Source organism: Streptomyces mangrovi (genome assembly GCF_900114215.1).
Taxonomy (GTDB): domain Bacteria; phylum Actinomycetota; class Actinomycetes; order Streptomycetales; family Streptomycetaceae; genus Streptomyces; species Streptomyces barkulensis.
Genome location: NZ_FOSG01000004.1, coordinates 151134 through 164977, shown reverse-complemented (window position 1 = coordinate 164977; position 13844 = coordinate 151134). Strand labels below are relative to the sequence as shown.

Below are 13844 nucleotides of genomic sequence, written 5' to 3'. Positions count from 1 at the left end.
TGCCGGGCGCGACCGCTCTCCCTTCGGTGGGCGAGCACCCCTCAGGCCGCCCGCGGGCCGTCCACCCACCAGCGCAGCGCCTCCGTGGCCAGCTCGGGCGGCACCTCGTTACCACCACCGAACTCCCGGTAGGTGACCGCGTAACCGGACTGCGCCAACCGCGGGACGAGGCGGCGGCTGCACGTACCGACCGGCAGGACGGGGTCGTCCCGGCCGTGGGAGACGAAGATCCGGGGGTGTCCGCGGTGGACCATCGGCGCCATGAACCCCGGCGAGAAGGCCAGCACCGCACCGAACAGGTCCCCGTTGGCCAGCCCCAGCGAGAGCGCGTAGGAGGCTCCGTCGGAGAAGCCCGCCACCGCCACCCCCTCCGGGTCCACGGGGAAACGCCGGAAGACACCGTGCAGCACGGCGTCCAGCCGGGCCACGTCCGGGCCGTAACCGCCGCCTACGACATCCCAGGTGGAGCCGGTCGCCTGGGGCGCGAGCAGCAGCAGCCGGCCGGATCCGGCCTGCGGGAGCAGCCAGGTCAGCGCCTGCTCCGCCGTTCCACCCGCCCCGTGCAGCACCACCACCAGCCAGTACGGCCGCGCAGGTGCCCCGGCCCCCGAAGGCGGCGGAACACGCAGCAGCGCCCTCCCCTCCAGCCGGTGCGTACCCGGGCCCCCCTCCCCGGCCCCGGGCGGGGACACCGGGGGCGGGGAGGCGGAGGGCCGGGCGGACAGCCGGCCGTGCGGCACGTCGTCCCCGGCCTCCGGGTGGGGGCGGGCCCGCTCCGGCCCCGGCGCACCACCCGCGCCCTCTCCCGCGTCCGTTCCGGTCACTTCCGCTCCCCTCTCCCGCGGCGCCGTGCCGCCGTGGTACCCCCGGCGGCACGGCGCATGCCCGCCTCCTGCGGGGGTACGCACCCCGCATGGCCGACAAAAAGGACACGGACAGGAACGCGGGCGGGGACGCCCCGGCGAGGACGTCACCGTGGCGCTGCTGACGGCCCTGTCCTCGCGACTGTCCCTGCCGGAGTACGAGGTGCCCGGGCAGGACCTGCGGATTCCACTGCGCCGCGTACCCTCCCGCCCGCGCGGCGGCTTCGTCGTCGCGAACGTGCGTCCGTCCGGCTGACCCGGCCCGGCGGCCGGGCCGCGCGCGGGCCCCTCGGTCCTACTCCCCGGGCCGTACGCGCGGCACGTGCGGCACGTCCCGTACGTCGAACCCGCCGCGGCCGTCGATCCGCACCTCCCGCACCGCGTCGAAGCCGTCCGACCGGCGGGGTTCGCGCAGCCGCCGGAGGGTGTCGAAGAAGCCCGCCTCGGGCACGCGCTCCCTGCCCCGGCGCGCGGCGTTGCGCGCCAGGGCGTTCGGCACGTCCGGCGGTGACGGGTTGGTGTTGTCCACGACCACCGGCCGCCCCCGCTCCAGCGCCTCCTCCACCAGGCGCATCTGGCGCCGCTGCCGGTGCCGGGCGGAGCGCGGGAAGAGGTCCTTGCTGACCACGGTGTACCCGGCGGGGAGGCAGCGGACGCGGAAGGTCGTCTTCCCCGAGCCCTGGAGGCCCACCAGCACGGCCGGCTCCACAGGTCCCCGCGGCCCCTCATCCGGGGCCCGTCCCTGCCCCTGCCCCTGCCCCTGCCCCTGCTGCGGTGCTGCTGCCACGGCCTGCCTCTCAGCCCTCGCCCTCGGCCTTCTGCTGGGTCAGGCTCCAGGCGTACTGCAGCCAGTCGGACAGGGCCACGCTGCTCAGACAGGAGGTGACCAGGCGGGTGGCGCGCGGAGCCGTGGCGTAGCCCGCCGTCAGACCGCCGGCGATCCACATCGCCACGCAGAAGGGGCAGGCCAGCAGTTCACCCACGGACCGGTGCAGTCCGTGTCCGCGGGGCACGTCCATGACCTCGGCGCCGTGGAGACTGCCGGTGCGGCGGGTGAAGGGGGCCCGCAGGAAACTGGTGACCTTGTCCTTGGTGAGCAGCCGGGAGCTGCGGTAGGTGGCGACCCCCATCAGGAGCAGGTCCAGCGGGGGAATCCGCTCGGGCAGTTGCCGGCCCGACGCCCTCATACGCCAGGCGAACACACCGGCACCGGTCGCGTAGACGCCCGCCAGCGTGGCGAGTCCGCGCAGGGAGACCTCCCCCTCCTCGGAGTACTCGTCCGCGCCGGTGACCCGGCCCACCGTCTCGGCGGCCTGGTCCATGGCACCACTCATTCGGCTCCTCCTCGTCACCGGTCCGAAAAAGACCCCGCACTCCGCACCCGGCATCCCGGACCGGGCGTCCCGCGCCTCACGCCCCTGTCGGGGCCGCCCATGTCACGGCCTGGGGTTCGTACGCCGCCACCGGGGGCGCGCGTCGGCTCCTCTCCGCCCCGCGACCGAGGCGCACCGCGGGCACAGCCGCCGTACGCGGTCGGCCGCACCGCCCGACTCGGGGATGACGTCGGCCCACGTCACATGCGGGAAGCGGTCGAGCCGCGAGCGGCTGAGGGACAGCCCGCACACGGTCTGGTTCATGCCCTGTTCCCAGGCATGCGCCTCGCCCGCGGGCAGCCGGACGCCGTCCTCGTCGTCGGTCCACCGGCCCGACGCGGCAACGGCGTATCGCTTGCGTACTGACACGGGTGTACGGGTTTCCCCGAGCGCCGTCCCCACACTCCTTCTCATCGGTTTCCGCAGCTCCCGGGGGCTCCGCGTCCGCCGCTCGGCCGCGGCCCTCCCCTCCTCCCGGCCACGGCCCCGCCCACCGCCCGTGCGGTACGGCGGCCGCGCCTACCGGGGGTCCGCGGCCGGCTCCTCCCGGCGGTGGAGCCTGCCACCCGCGCGGAACTCGTGGATGCCATGGCCCTGTTCCCCCGCGGCCAGCATCACCTGCTCCCAGCCCAGTGCGCGGTTGCCCGTGGCGAACAGCGGGCCGCTCTCCCGGCCGCCGACCACCTCGCGCAGCAGTCCGGCCGCCCGCTCGCTGATGTTCCCCTCACCCTCGGGCACCGCCCGGCCGCACACCCCGGTCACCCGCCTCGCCCGCAGATCCACGTCCTGGATCTCCAGGGAGAGCAGGTCCAGCACTCGCAGGTCCCCCTCCCACAGCAGCAGCCACAGGGCGCGGTGTGCCGTATGGATGGAGTCGTCGGCGAGCAGTTGCTCGAGCCGTTCGGCGGTGATGCGTTCTTCCGTGAGCGTCATGGCCCGGCAGTATTCCGGCCGGACACGTCCGCGGATAGAGGTAGGAAGGATCCTTCCTGTGAAGGTTGTACCGCGAAACGCCCGTGTCTGCCGCCCGCGGCGAGCGCGGGCGGCAGAAACGGGCGGCGGGCGGCGGTGGAGGTCCGCATGGCGCCCTCCACCGCGACTCCCCTGTCAGCAGGTGAGGTTGTCGCCCGGAGTGGTGCCCAGGATCTGGACGAACCGCTGATAGTTGTCGATCCGGCTCTGCACCTGGGCCGGATTGCGTCCGCCGCACTCCAGGGAGCCGTTGATGCTGCGGATGGTCTCGCCGAAGCCGTGCCCGCCCACCATCGCGTCGTGCGGGGTCATGGTGCCCGGCCCGCTCTGGGTGTTCCAGTACCACAGGGCGGTCTTCCAGGCGACCGCCGCGTCCCGCTCCACCAGATAGGGGTCGCGCAGCAGGTCGATGCCCAGCGCGTCGCCCGCCGCCTTGTAGTTGAAGTTCCAGCTGAGCTGGATCGGACCGCGCCCGTAGTAGGCGGCCTGGCCGGCCGGGCAGCCGTAGGGCTGCCCGCTGTCGCAGTAGTGCGGGTAGTTGGCGGTGTTCTGCTCCACGATGTGGACCAGGCCGCCGGTCTCATGGCTGACGTTGGCGAGGAAGGCGGCGGCCTCCCGCTTCCTCACCGTGTCGCCGCCGGTGCCGGCGAAGGCCGGGTAGGCGCTCAGGGCCGCTTTCAGTCCTTGGTAGGTGTAGAAGGAGTTCCGGTTCGGGAACATCTGGTTGAACTGCGCCTCACTGACCACGAATCCGGACGGATCCGGGTCCGTGGGCGGCGGGGTCGTACCGCCACCGCAGGAGCCCTGGTCGCTCCAGACTCCGGAGGTGCCGGGCGGCGCCTCGTTCTGGGTCCACCAGCGGGCGGTCCAGTTGTGGCCGTTGTGGGAGACGGTCGTCCCGCCGAGGTAGACCGACGAGGAGTTCCACGGGGTCGCGCACTCGGCGGCGGAAGCGGAGGTCGCGGGGACGGCGACCGCCAGGGCGCCTGCGAGGGCGGAGGCGGCGAGACCCGCCATGAGGCGTCTTCTCAGCACGTGAACTTCCCTTCCGGGGTGGGGGGTTGACCGGGAACACTCAAGCGCTTTGGTATGGACCAGTCAAGGTATGGACCAGATCCGTTTCCGCCGGAGCCACCGGGCCGGAAGGAAGGTCATTCACCGTGATCGTATGAATTGAGACTTCACCCGAATGCCGGTCATCCGGTCGGGTCCTGCCTTCGTTGTTGTGGACGTGACTCCACCAGATCCGTTTTCCACGCCCGCGGCCCGCCTTCCCGGATCGAGCCGCCGTGAGTGACCAGGGACCGCACTTCGATCCGTACGGCACACCCGCGGACTCGGACCCCGACTGGTACCGCACCGGTGTCCATCCGGACTTCGATCCGTGGTTCGTGCCGGAGCAGAGAGCCCCCGCCCCGCCCGACGTGGACGTCCTCGACCCGTCCTGGGACTTCGAGGCCGAACTCGCCAAGCTGCTGCGGGACTCCGGCCACGCACCGCACCGGCCCCACGGCCGGGAGCACGATCAGCCCCATGCCCGGCCCCGGTCCCCCGAGCACCCCGGGGGCGCGGCGCAGACCGGGACGGAACCGTCCGCGGACGAGACCACCCGGGTGCTGCGCCGCTTCGACGCCGGGGACACGGGAGAGACGGGCCGCTCCGGCGGCGCCGCCGCTCCCGCCCGCCGGTCGGGGCGCTCGGCCGCCGAACGCCGTCACCGCCGCAGGCGCCGGACGCCGCACCGGCCGGAGCTGTCGCTGCTGCATGTGTTCAGCTACGCCGTGGCGGCACTGACCGCCGGCATCGTGGCGATGGTCAGCGTGCTGGGCGGACTGGTCTCCTACGACCCCCTGCGCCTGCTGGCCGGGCCCGCCGTGCCCGCCGACCTGGCGCGGTGGTGGCCCCTGCTGATCTACGGGCCCTGGCTCACCGGCTCCCTGTCGATTCTGCGCGCCACCGTGCTGCGGCGCCGGGTCCGGCACTCCTGGGCGGTGGTGATCCTCTTCTCGGCCGTGGCGGTGGCCCTGTGCGTGGCCCATGCCCCCAAGACCCTGACCGGGGTGGCGGCCGCGGGCCTCCCCCCGATCACCGCCCTGGCCTGCTTCCACCAGTTGGTGGGGCAGATCACCCTCACCCAGCCCCGGCACGCCCTGCCCCGCCGGCCCGCGCCGCTGCCGCAGCGTGGCCCGCTTCCCCGGGGGCGGACCACGTACCGCGTGGCCGGTCCGGGGCGCCCCTCCCCGGAGGGACGTCCCGGGCAAAGCGACTGACAGACGCGGGAACGGAGCCTGCGGGACGGCCCGTGAAGGGCCGTCCCGCAGGCTCGTCATGGTGCGGCGCCGCTGCTCAGCGGCCGGCCCGACGGCTCTCCGGCGGCCCCAGGTAGCTCGGCCGCAGACCGCCGGTGTCCACGACGATCCGGTGCACGATGACCGTCGGGTCGACCATCCACAGCTTCAGGACGTGGACGCCCGGCCGGCCGGCCGTGTGCCGGGTGACGGTGCGGTTGACGTTGTCGGAGGTGTTCCTCGCCCACCGCCTGTTCATGTAGGTGTCGTCGGCGCCGGTGGCGGTGGTGACGTTCACCGTCCGCGGTTCGGCGTCGTCGATCGAGACGGCGTACCGCAGGCCTTCCGTCGGCAGGACGTTGTTGCGCGGCGACAGATACACCCACACATCGACCTCGCCGGCCGTGGTGAGCGTCATCTCGTACTCCAGGCGCGGCCCGCGGCCGCCGGGTTCCCGGCTGGGAGCGGTGACAGGGTAGGGCTCCATCCCGTCCTCCGCCCGCCCGATGTCCGGCAGGCGCTTCCAGCGGACGCCCGCGGCCCCGACGGCCCGGGAGCAGTGCGCGGCCTCCATGGAGATGTGCCCGTCCGCCTCGACGAAGCCCCGCGGCCCCCGCCGCGGCATCCGGTGGTTCTCGACGACGGCCTGGACCTCCACGGTGGCGCCGCCGGGGCCGTGGACGGTGATGGGCACTCTGGTGACGCCCTTGGGAGCCCTCCTCCAGTCGACCCGCACGGTGGCGCGCACCTGCTCCTCGACCCGCCCGCGCGCACGCCCGATCCGCACCCAGGGCTCGGCCGCGGTGATGCGGTAGCCGAAGGGCCTGCTGCCGCGGTTGAAGACCTCGATGTACTGCTCGGGGTAGTTCTGGTACGGGCTGAAGGCGGGCAGCACCGCCTCCGCCCCGGCCTCGGGCCACCACAGGTCGGATCCGTCGATGCCCACGCCCATCTCGGCACGGTCGGGCAGTTCGATGCGTCTGACCGCCGGGAAGACCTGGTCGGGCAGCGCGACGTGGTCGGGTGTCTGGGGCTGCTGCCAGGGCGCGTCGGGGCCGTAGCGCTCCACGTCCCCGTAGCCGATCTTCGGCTGGGTCTGAAATCCCTTCCACTTTCCGCCGGCCAGGATGTTGTTGTAGTAGTCCGACATCGCCCGGTCGTCGGCGAAGCGCTCGTCGGTGAGATCGGCGTAGCGGTTGGTGGCGGCGCGGCCCTGCTCGGCGTAGAGGAGGTTGGTGAACTCCGCCTCGCGCAGCTCGTAGAGGTTGGCGGTGGCCTTCACCTGGTAGAGCACGAGCTGGTAGTAGGCGTCCCTGTCCTCCTCCGGAAGCCTGCGGCCGATCTTCTCCGCCCGCCCGGCCAGGCGGCGCCACTCCTCGGTGACCCGGGCCGTCTCACCGTAGTGGTTGAGGTGGTAGGGGCTGGCCCGGTCGTCGTGGACCACCGCCTCCTCGTCCCTGGACAGGTCCTTGGCCGGGTCCAGGGTGATGCGGCGGTTGAGCAGTTCCGGCTTGCGGCGGGCCTGCAGGACGCCGTAGGTGTGCAGGATCTCGGCTATGTCGTCGGCGTGCTCGGGGCCGAAGCTCTGCGCGACGTAGCCGCGCCCCCACTCGTGGAGCCGTTCCAGGGGCCAGCGCTCCGGGGCCCAGGCGTAGTCGAGGAAGAACTGTGTGGGCAGCTCCTCGGCCTTCAGATCGCCCACGTTGACCACCCACAGGCGGTCCACGCCGTAGGTGTGGGTCAGGTGGAGCTGTTCCCAGGTGCTGACGAGGTTGACGGTGTCGACCCACTTGTAGTTGCGGCCGACTCCGACGTAGTCGAAGTGGTAGTACATGCCGTAGCCGCCGGCGCGCTTCGGAAGCGACTGGTCCGGGAGCTTGCGCATGTTGCCCCAGTTGTCGTCGCAGAAGACGACGGTGACGTCGTCCGGCGGGCGCAGGCCCTTGTCCCAGTAGCGCTGGACCTCCTTGTAGAGGGTCTGCACCTGCGGGATGCCGGTGACGTCCTCCCCGCCCGTGACCTCGGCCAGGATCTCGCGCTGGCTGTCGAGGATGGACCGCATCAGGTCGATGCCGTCACCGTCGGGCAGGCTGACGTCGCCGTTGCCGCGCATGCCGAGGGTGACCACTCCCTCGAAGTCCTCCTCCACCATGCGGCGGATGCCGTCGGCCCAGTACGCCTCGATCGCCTGCCGGTTGCGGCGGAAGCTCCACTCGCCGGTGCCGCCGTAGGGGTCGCTGCCGGGCTCGGTGATGTCGCCCTCGGCGTCGCGTTTCGCGGGGGTGGCGTGGCGGTTCCACTCCTCGATGCCGCGCATCATGGGGGCCTCGTGCGAGGTGCCCATCACGATGCCGTACTCCCTGGCGGTGGCGTGGTTGGCCGGGTCGTCCTCGGCGAAGGCCCGGCCCCACACGGCCGGCCACAGGTAGTTGGCCTTGAGACGGAGGAGGGTCTCGAAGACCTTGGCGTAGAACTCCTTGTTGAAGCCGTTGGGGAAGCCGGGGGCGTGGCCGGGGCCGAAGTACTCGGGCGCCCAGGTGCCCAGCGCCGGGTTCTCGTCGTTGATGAAGAAGCCGCGGTACCGCACGGCCGGAGTGCCCTGGGTGTGGCGGCCGGGCAGCACATGCAGCTCGTCGTGGCGGCGCGGCGGTACGTCGTCCCAGAAGTGCCAGGGCGAGACGCCCATCTGGCGGGTGGTCTCGTAGATGCCGAAGATGGTGCCGCGCTGGTCGCTGCCGGCGATGACGAAGGCGCGGCGTACTCCTGGCGCCGGGTTCTCCACCACCTGCTCGACGGTGGTCTCCCACTTCCCCGCGATGCCGGAGACGTCCAGCTTCCCCGCCGCGACGAGCCGGTCGATCAGCGGGCTCCTCCCGATGGTGCCGACGATCACGACCTCGGCGCGCCGCGGCGGGACATCGGCCCGCCTCAGGGTCGGCTCGACGCCGGTGACGCGCCCGACGTCCTCGCGCAGGTCCTCCGCCGCCCGCAGTACGCCCGGGTGGTCGTCGCCGCTGACCACGATCGGTGCGGCACGGCCGTCCGCGACCAGGGGGAAGCTCCCGGCCCGGCGGGAGAAGGAGATGTAGGCGTCGAAGCCTCCCCCGTGTCCGCCGCCCCCGCCCCGGTCCGCCGCGGCGGCGGCCGGGGACGCGACGGCGGCGGGTACGGCGGTGGCCGCCGCGGTCAGCGGAATCAGTCCGAGGAACGTCCGCCGACTGGCGTTCCCGGGGTCCTGTGGACCGGTGTCGGGCCTTCTCATTGTTCGATCTCCGCAGGTCATGGACGGGAGAGGACTGGAGGGAAGCGCACACTGATCGTTCCGGAACGATTCCGGAAATCGAATCACCGAGGCATGCTCCGGTCAAGGCTCCCCACTGCGTAACTTCCATGCTTAACAAAGCAGTTGAGGGCACACAACACAGGAAGGGACCGTCCGGCATTTCCGAAAACTTTCGCCGTGGTGACGACACTTCCGCGTGGTGACGCCTCCCTCGGGCGGCCGCGCCGCCGCATCCCCCCTCGGCCGCCCGGACCGGCGGAAGCCGGTGGCCCCGAAAGCTCCGGACCCGCCCCGCACACGGCGGCGGGGCCGTACGGTCGTCCGTACGGCCCCGCCGTGGTGTGCCGCCCGCCGGGGCGGCCGTGCGGGCTCAGCCCGGCCAGGTACCCGTCAGTTTGCGGACGGCGACGGCACCGCCGCGGTCCACCGCCGCCCTGACCACCGAGAAGATCACGCCCTGGATCGCGGCCGCCAGCAGGATCTCGCCCAGCTTGCGGTCCTCGTCACCGGGGTCGGGCGCGTCGTCCTCGTCGCTGATCGCCTTCCACGCCTTCTTGAAGGCGGTGCTCGCGACCAGGCCGCCCAGGGTGCCGAGCGCGAACCCAACGGGCCTGTACACCAGCTTCTGCTTCCTCTTCTTCATGACCGGTTCTCTCCTACCGGGTCCGCGGGACTGTTCCGGACGCTCCCGCCGCGGGCCGCCCGGGTCTTCCCACGGCTTCCCCGTACACGCCGCGCCACACCGCGTACGCGCCGGTCAACGGGTCACCACATGCCGCTCGTCGGGGACGCAGTGGGTCATCGTCAGGCCCTCGACGTCCCGCGGCGGGTTCTTGCCGAGGTTCGCCAGGCGCTCGCGGTCCTCGTCGGTGAGCTGCTGGTCCGGCAGCGGCTCCAGGTTCGCCACGTCCTGCGGGGAGATGCCGAGCCCCTCGCCCACCCGCAGTCCGAGGTCGTTCTCCGCGAGCAGCAGGTGCCACACCATCCGTTCCTGGATGTGCCTGGGGCACTGCCTGAACTGGTCGGTGAAGTTGGCGACCAGGTCGTCGCGCTCCCAGTCCTCCATCAGCAGGTAGCGCTGCCCGGCCTGCAGGTAGTCGTTGGTCCGCGGGATACGGCTGCGGGTCAGCCTGCCGCTGAGTTCCGGCCCCTGCTCGCCGTAGCCCGGCCCCTCCGCCTCCTGGAGCCCGCCGAGGGTGGACGGCTCGTAGTTGACGTGCCGGTTCTCGCCCCGGGGGTCGACCTCGTAGGCCATGGGGCCGCCGTTCTGGTTGGTGTGGACCGGGGCCTTGGCCCGGTTCACCGGCAGCTGGAGGTAGTTGGGGCCCACCCGGTAGCGCTGGGTGTCGCTGTAGGAGAAGGTGCGGCCGACCAGCATCTTGTCGTCGGAGAAGTCCAGGCCGTCGACCAGCACGCCGGTGCCGAAGGCGATCTGCTCGTTCTGGGTGAAGAAGTCGTCCGGCATCCGGTTCAGGACCATGCGGCCTACCGGCTTGGGCGGGAACTCCTGCTCCGGCCAGGTCTTGGTGTCGTCCAGCGGGTCGAAGTCCAGCTCCGGGTGCTCGTGGTCCTCCATCATCTGCACCAGGAGTTCCCACTCGGGGTACTCGCCCCGCTCGACGGCCTCGTACAGGTCCTTGGTGGCGTGGCCGAGGCTGTCGGCCTGGACGTTCGCGGCGTCCTCCTCGGTCATGGAGCGCACGCCCTGCTTGGGCATCCAGTGGTACTTGACCAGCATGGTGCGGCCGTCGGAGTTCTCCCACTTGTAGGTGTTGACCCCGAAGCCCTGCATGTGCCGGTAGTCGGCGGGGATGCCGCGCGGACTGAAGAGGTTGACCAGCATGTGCATGGACTCGGGCGTCTGCGACATGAAGTCGAAGATCCGCTCGGGCCGCTGCTCGAAGGTCACCGGGTCGGGCTTGAGGGCGTGGATGACGTCGGGGAACTTGATGGCGTCCCGGATGAAGAAGACGCCCAGGTTGTTGCCGACGAGGTCCCAGTTGCCCTCATCGGTGTAGAACTTCACCGCGAAGCCGCGGGGGTCGCGGGCGGTCTCGGCGGAGTCGCGTCCGCCGATGACCGTGGAGAACCGGACGGCCACGTCGGTGCGCTTGCCCCGCTCCTGGAACAGCTTGGCGCGGGTGTACTGCGCGATGGGCTCGTCGCCCCAGGAGCCGTACGCCTCGAAGTAGCCGAAGGCCGTCACACCGCGCGCGTGCACCACCCGCTCGGGGATGCGCTCTCGGTCGAAGTGGCTGATCTTCTCGAGGAAGTGGTAGTTCTCCAGCGTGGCGGGACCCCGGGCGCCGACCGTGCGCTGGTTCTGGTTGTCGTGGATCGGGTGGCCCTGCCGGTTCGTGAGCACCGGCCGGTCGTCGCGCTGCCTGGCTGTCTCGGTCACGTACTGGTCTCCTTCGAACGGGGGTTCGCGCGGCGGAGGCGTCCGGAACCGCCGCGCGCGTGTGCCTGTACCCCGATCCACCCCTTTCGTACCTTCACGTCGGCCATCGGTGCGCCGCTAGGAAGGCGCAGACCGAACACGCCGGTCCGCCCTTGCCCTCTCGGGGAGGGCAAGGGCGGACCGGCGTGCGTGGCGTGTGCCGGCACGCACGTGTGGGGTCAGCGTTCCAGGTCGCCGCGCATGGCGACGAACAGCTTCCCGGCCTCGTCGAGGGTGCTGTCGGGGAACAGCGCCACCGCGGCGGTGCTCTCGTCCGCCCAGCCGCAGATCACCTGGCCGTTCTCGGCGAGGGAGGCCATCAGGCACTCCACCGAGCCGCCCAGCGGCCCCGGGTCGGCCACCGGCCGCGCCTGGGGCTGCCCCAGTTCCGGGTCCCACTCGATGTACTCCAGCATGCCGCGGAAGAGGTGCTCACGGCGTTTGTTCGTGTCCTCGGGGACATTGTCGACGCCCTCGAAGAGGACCGGGTCGCCGCCGTCCGGGCCGGCGAAGTTGCTGACGACCAGTCGCATACCGTCCCGCATCTCCCCCGGGTCGACCGGTACGTCCCCGACGGCGCCGTCCCCGGTCTGCTTGCGCAGGCCGCCCGCCTCCACCGCGTCCACCAGGGACCGCTCCCCATCCGGCGCGGCCGGCTGCGACGCGCTCGGGGAGGCGGTCGCCGACGCGCCCGGGACCGCGGACGCCGGAACGTCGTCCGCCGGCAGGTCCTCCGGCTGGCAGGCGGTCAGCGCCGCGACGGCCGCCGCCGCGATGACCGCTGCCCGGCGCAGCGCTCCCCGTGATGTCCGAAACACAGTGGTGTACCCCCTGTCCATGGCCGTCCGTCCGACGGCCGCGACCAGTGGACGCGCAGGTGGGCGGGCCCGGTTCCCCCGCCCGGGCCGCTGCCGGAGGGGGAGTCGGCGCGCCCGTGAGGCTGGCCCGAAGTCCGCTGTCCCCGCCGGTCGATCCGGGGTACGCATGACGGGGGGCCACAGAGCGGACGGCCGCTCCCCCGCGTGGAGAGGAGGCGCCCCGTGCCCACCGAGACGGACACCGGCCGGGAGTGCGTCGCCCCGCCCGGCTCCTCGTGCCCCGAGCCGCCCGTGAAGCCACCGGAGCAGGCGCAACAGGCGGGGGACGGCCGGTGCGCGTGGGTCGTCGGCGACTGCTGGCTGTGGTGCCTGCGCAGCGGCACGGCGGTGACCTGGCTCGGACCGGTGGTCTCCTGGGGAACCCATGCCCCGCTGTACGCCTGCGAGGACTGCATCAGCCGGCTGGAGGAGCAGATGGAGAGCCCCTCCCCCGCCGGGCGGGGCTCCGCCTGCTGGCTGTGGTGCGGGCGGGGCGACGTGCCGCTGAGCCCGCTCGCGGAGGTCGGCCACCGCGGGAGGACGACCGTGTTCTCCGCCTGCGAGGACTGCGTCGCCCGGCTCAAGCAGAGGGTGCTGGCCGCGGCGATGGTCAAGGACGCGGCCAGTCGCTGAGCCCCGCCCGTGCGGGCGGGGCCCGGTTCAGGCCACGTTCAGGCCACGGTCCTGCGCACCGCTTCGGCCACGACGGCGCTCAGGTCGCCGCCCGTCTCCTCGAAGACGGCGCGCTGGGCGGCGGCGCCGTTGCCGCGCCGGAAGAGGTCCTCGGTCCCTTCCTTGGCCAGGGACAGGTCACCGGCGTCCGACAGGGCCGGGGCGGTGTGGTCGAGCAGGGCGCCCACGACGCTCTCCGCGGGGGCCGGCTCAAAGGTCACCGGGTGCACCAGCTCCCCGGAGAGTCCGGAGCGGCCCGCCCGCCATGCCGCCAGGCGCAGCAGGCCGACGTCCACCGGCATGGGCGGGTCGCCCTCGCGCCACTGCCGGGCCGCGGTCTCCACCAGCGCGCGGACCAGCGCCGCGAGCAGCACCGTGTCGCGGGCGTCCAGGCACACGTCGGCGACCCGCACCTCGACCGTGGGATAGTTCCGCGCCAGCCGGGCGTCGAAGTAGATCATCCCCTCGTCCAGCAGCGCCCCCGTCCGGATCATCGAGCGCACCCGCTCGCGGTAGTTCCCGGCCGAGCCGAAGACCTCCACCGGCCCCGCCGACGGCCACCGGCCCCACACCCGGTTGCGGTAACTGGCGTACCCGCTGTCCTCCCCCTGCCAGAAGGGGGAGTTGGCGCTCATCGCCAGCAGCGGGGCCAGCCACGGCCGGATCCGGTCCAGGACGGCGACCCCCTCCTCGTCGGACTCCACGCTCACATGGACGTGGAGCCCGCAGGTGAGCTGCTCCTGGGCGGTCAGCCCGTACTCGCCGGCCATCCGCAGATAGCGCTCGCCGGGGCTGAGCGAGGGGTCGACCGCCCGCGGCGAGGTGGCCAGCGCCGCGACATCCGCCCCGACCGCGCGCGCCCGCTGCGACGCCGCGCCGCGCCACCGGCGCACCTCCACGGCCAGGTCCACCATCTGCGTACGCGGGCGGGTCCCGGTCTCCAGCTGTTCCTCCTGGAGTTCCTTCTCCAGTTCCTCGTCCTCGCCCACGGAGGCCAGCACCGCTCCCGAGACGGCCTGCGGCTCACCACTGTCCGCGCTCACCAGGAGCAGTTCTTCCTCGACACCGACGCTTCTCATCGCCACAGCCTCCTCAG

The 13844-nt window shown here is 72.5% G+C and carries 14 protein-coding genes; 3 read left to right on the top strand and 11 right to left on the bottom strand.

Features of this window, described 5'->3' with window-relative positions; translation table 11 throughout:
• Window positions 1–41: 41 nt before the first annotated feature.
• On the bottom strand, window positions 42–824 hold the full coding sequence (locus BM237_RS07300; protein WP_217655808.1) for an alpha/beta hydrolase: 783 nt from the start codon (window positions 822–824) through the stop codon (window positions 42–44).
• A 151-nt stretch (window positions 825–975) separates the two neighbouring features.
• Here BM237_RS07300 and BM237_RS28680 point away from each other — a divergent pair, with 151 nt between their 5' ends.
• Entirely contained in the window at window positions 976–1119 is a 144-nt protein-coding gene (locus tag BM237_RS28680; RefSeq protein WP_175540916.1) for a hypothetical protein, read from the top strand.
• Between the two features lie 39 nt (window positions 1120–1158).
• Here BM237_RS28680 and BM237_RS07290 read toward each other — a convergent pair whose 3' ends face one another.
• The 5 genes from BM237_RS07290 to BM237_RS07270 all read right to left on the bottom strand — a co-directional run bounded on the left by BM237_RS07290 (window position 1159) and on the right by BM237_RS07270 (window position 4240).
• The gene (locus BM237_RS07290) at window positions 1159–1650 is read right to left on the bottom strand and encodes an AAA family ATPase (RefSeq protein WP_245793466.1); all 492 of its coding nucleotides are present in this window, start codon (window positions 1648–1650) and stop codon (window positions 1159–1161) included.
• 10 nt (window positions 1651–1660) lie between these two features.
• Complete coding sequence (locus BM237_RS07285; RefSeq protein ID WP_245793465.1) at window positions 1661–2197, bottom strand: DUF1360 domain-containing protein; 537 nt, start codon at window positions 2195–2197, stop codon at window positions 1661–1663.
• Window positions 2198–2299: 102 nt separating this feature from the next.
• Complete coding sequence (locus BM237_RS07280; protein ID WP_425443661.1) at window positions 2300–2650, bottom strand: hypothetical protein; 351 nt, start codon at window positions 2648–2650, stop codon at window positions 2300–2302.
• Window positions 2651–2755: 105 nt separating this feature from the next.
• A complete protein-coding gene (locus tag BM237_RS28950; RefSeq protein ID WP_093848699.1) occupies window positions 2756–3169 on the bottom strand; it encodes a site-specific integrase in 414 nt (137 codons plus the stop codon).
• Between the two features lie 174 nt (window positions 3170–3343).
• On the bottom strand, window positions 3344–4240 hold the full coding sequence (locus tag BM237_RS07270; RefSeq protein WP_093848904.1) for a glycoside hydrolase family 19 protein: 897 nt from the start codon (window positions 4238–4240) through the stop codon (window positions 3344–3346).
• A gap of 257 nt (window positions 4241–4497) precedes the next feature.
• Between BM237_RS07270 and BM237_RS29745 the strand changes: the two genes are divergently transcribed.
• Window positions 4498–5478, top strand: coding sequence for a DUF2637 domain-containing protein (locus BM237_RS29745; protein ID WP_245793464.1), 981 nt, complete (start codon window positions 4498–4500; stop codon window positions 5476–5478).
• Window positions 5479–5554: 76 nt separating this feature from the next.
• Here BM237_RS29745 and BM237_RS07260 read toward each other — a convergent pair whose 3' ends face one another.
• The 4 genes from BM237_RS07260 to BM237_RS07245 all read right to left on the bottom strand — a co-directional run bounded on the left by BM237_RS07260 (window position 5555) and on the right by BM237_RS07245 (window position 12037).
• Complete coding sequence (locus BM237_RS07260) at window positions 5555–8779, bottom strand: glycosyl hydrolase 115 family protein (protein WP_425443660.1); 3225 nt, start codon at window positions 8777–8779, stop codon at window positions 5555–5557.
• A gap of 370 nt (window positions 8780–9149) precedes the next feature.
• Window positions 9150–9422, bottom strand: coding sequence for a DUF4235 domain-containing protein (locus BM237_RS07255; RefSeq protein WP_093848697.1), 273 nt, complete (start codon window positions 9420–9422; stop codon window positions 9150–9152).
• Between the two features lie 114 nt (window positions 9423–9536).
• Window positions 9537–11180, bottom strand: a complete 1644-nt coding sequence (locus tag BM237_RS07250) for a catalase (protein WP_093848696.1) — start codon at window positions 11178–11180, stop codon at window positions 9537–9539.
• A gap of 218 nt (window positions 11181–11398) precedes the next feature.
• Window positions 11399–12037, bottom strand: a complete 639-nt coding sequence (locus BM237_RS07245; RefSeq protein ID WP_245793463.1) for a hypothetical protein — start codon at window positions 12035–12037, stop codon at window positions 11399–11401.
• Between the two features lie 222 nt (window positions 12038–12259).
• On the opposite strand from BM237_RS07245, the gene BM237_RS29740 reads away from it, so the two are divergent.
• Window positions 12260–12709, top strand: coding sequence for a hypothetical protein (locus tag BM237_RS29740; RefSeq protein WP_245793462.1), 450 nt, complete (start codon window positions 12260–12262; stop codon window positions 12707–12709).
• Window positions 12710–12747: 38 nt separating this feature from the next.
• Here the strand turns inward: BM237_RS29740 and BM237_RS07235 are convergent, their stop codons facing one another.
• Window positions 12748–13827: a glutamate--cysteine ligase gene (locus BM237_RS07235; protein WP_093848695.1), complete on the bottom strand. Its 1080-nt coding sequence runs from the start codon at window positions 13825–13827 to the stop codon at window positions 12748–12750.
• Between the last annotated feature and the right edge of the window lie 17 nt (window positions 13828–13844).

Coding starts and splice junctions, on each gene's coding strand:
- BM237_RS07255 (WP_093848697.1), bottom strand. CDS start 9,422: ATGAAGAAGAGGAAGCAGAAGCTGGTGTACAGGCCCGTTGGGTTCGCG.
- BM237_RS07235 (WP_093848695.1), bottom strand. CDS start 13,827: ATGAGAAGCGTCGGTGTCGAGGAAGAACTGCTCCTGGTGAGCGCGGAC.
- BM237_RS07280 (WP_425443661.1), bottom strand. CDS start 2,650: ATGAGAAGGAGTGTGGGGACGGCGCTCGGGGAAACCCGTACACCCGTG.
- BM237_RS28950 (WP_093848699.1), bottom strand. CDS start 3,169: ATGACGCTCACGGAAGAACGCATCACCGCCGAACGGCTCGAGCAACTG.
- BM237_RS07260 (WP_425443660.1), bottom strand. CDS start 8,779: ATGACCTGCGGAGATCGAACAATGAGAAGGCCCGACACCGGTCCACAG.
- BM237_RS07285 (WP_245793465.1), bottom strand. CDS start 2,197: ATGAGTGGTGCCATGGACCAGGCCGCCGAGACGGTGGGCCGGGTCACC.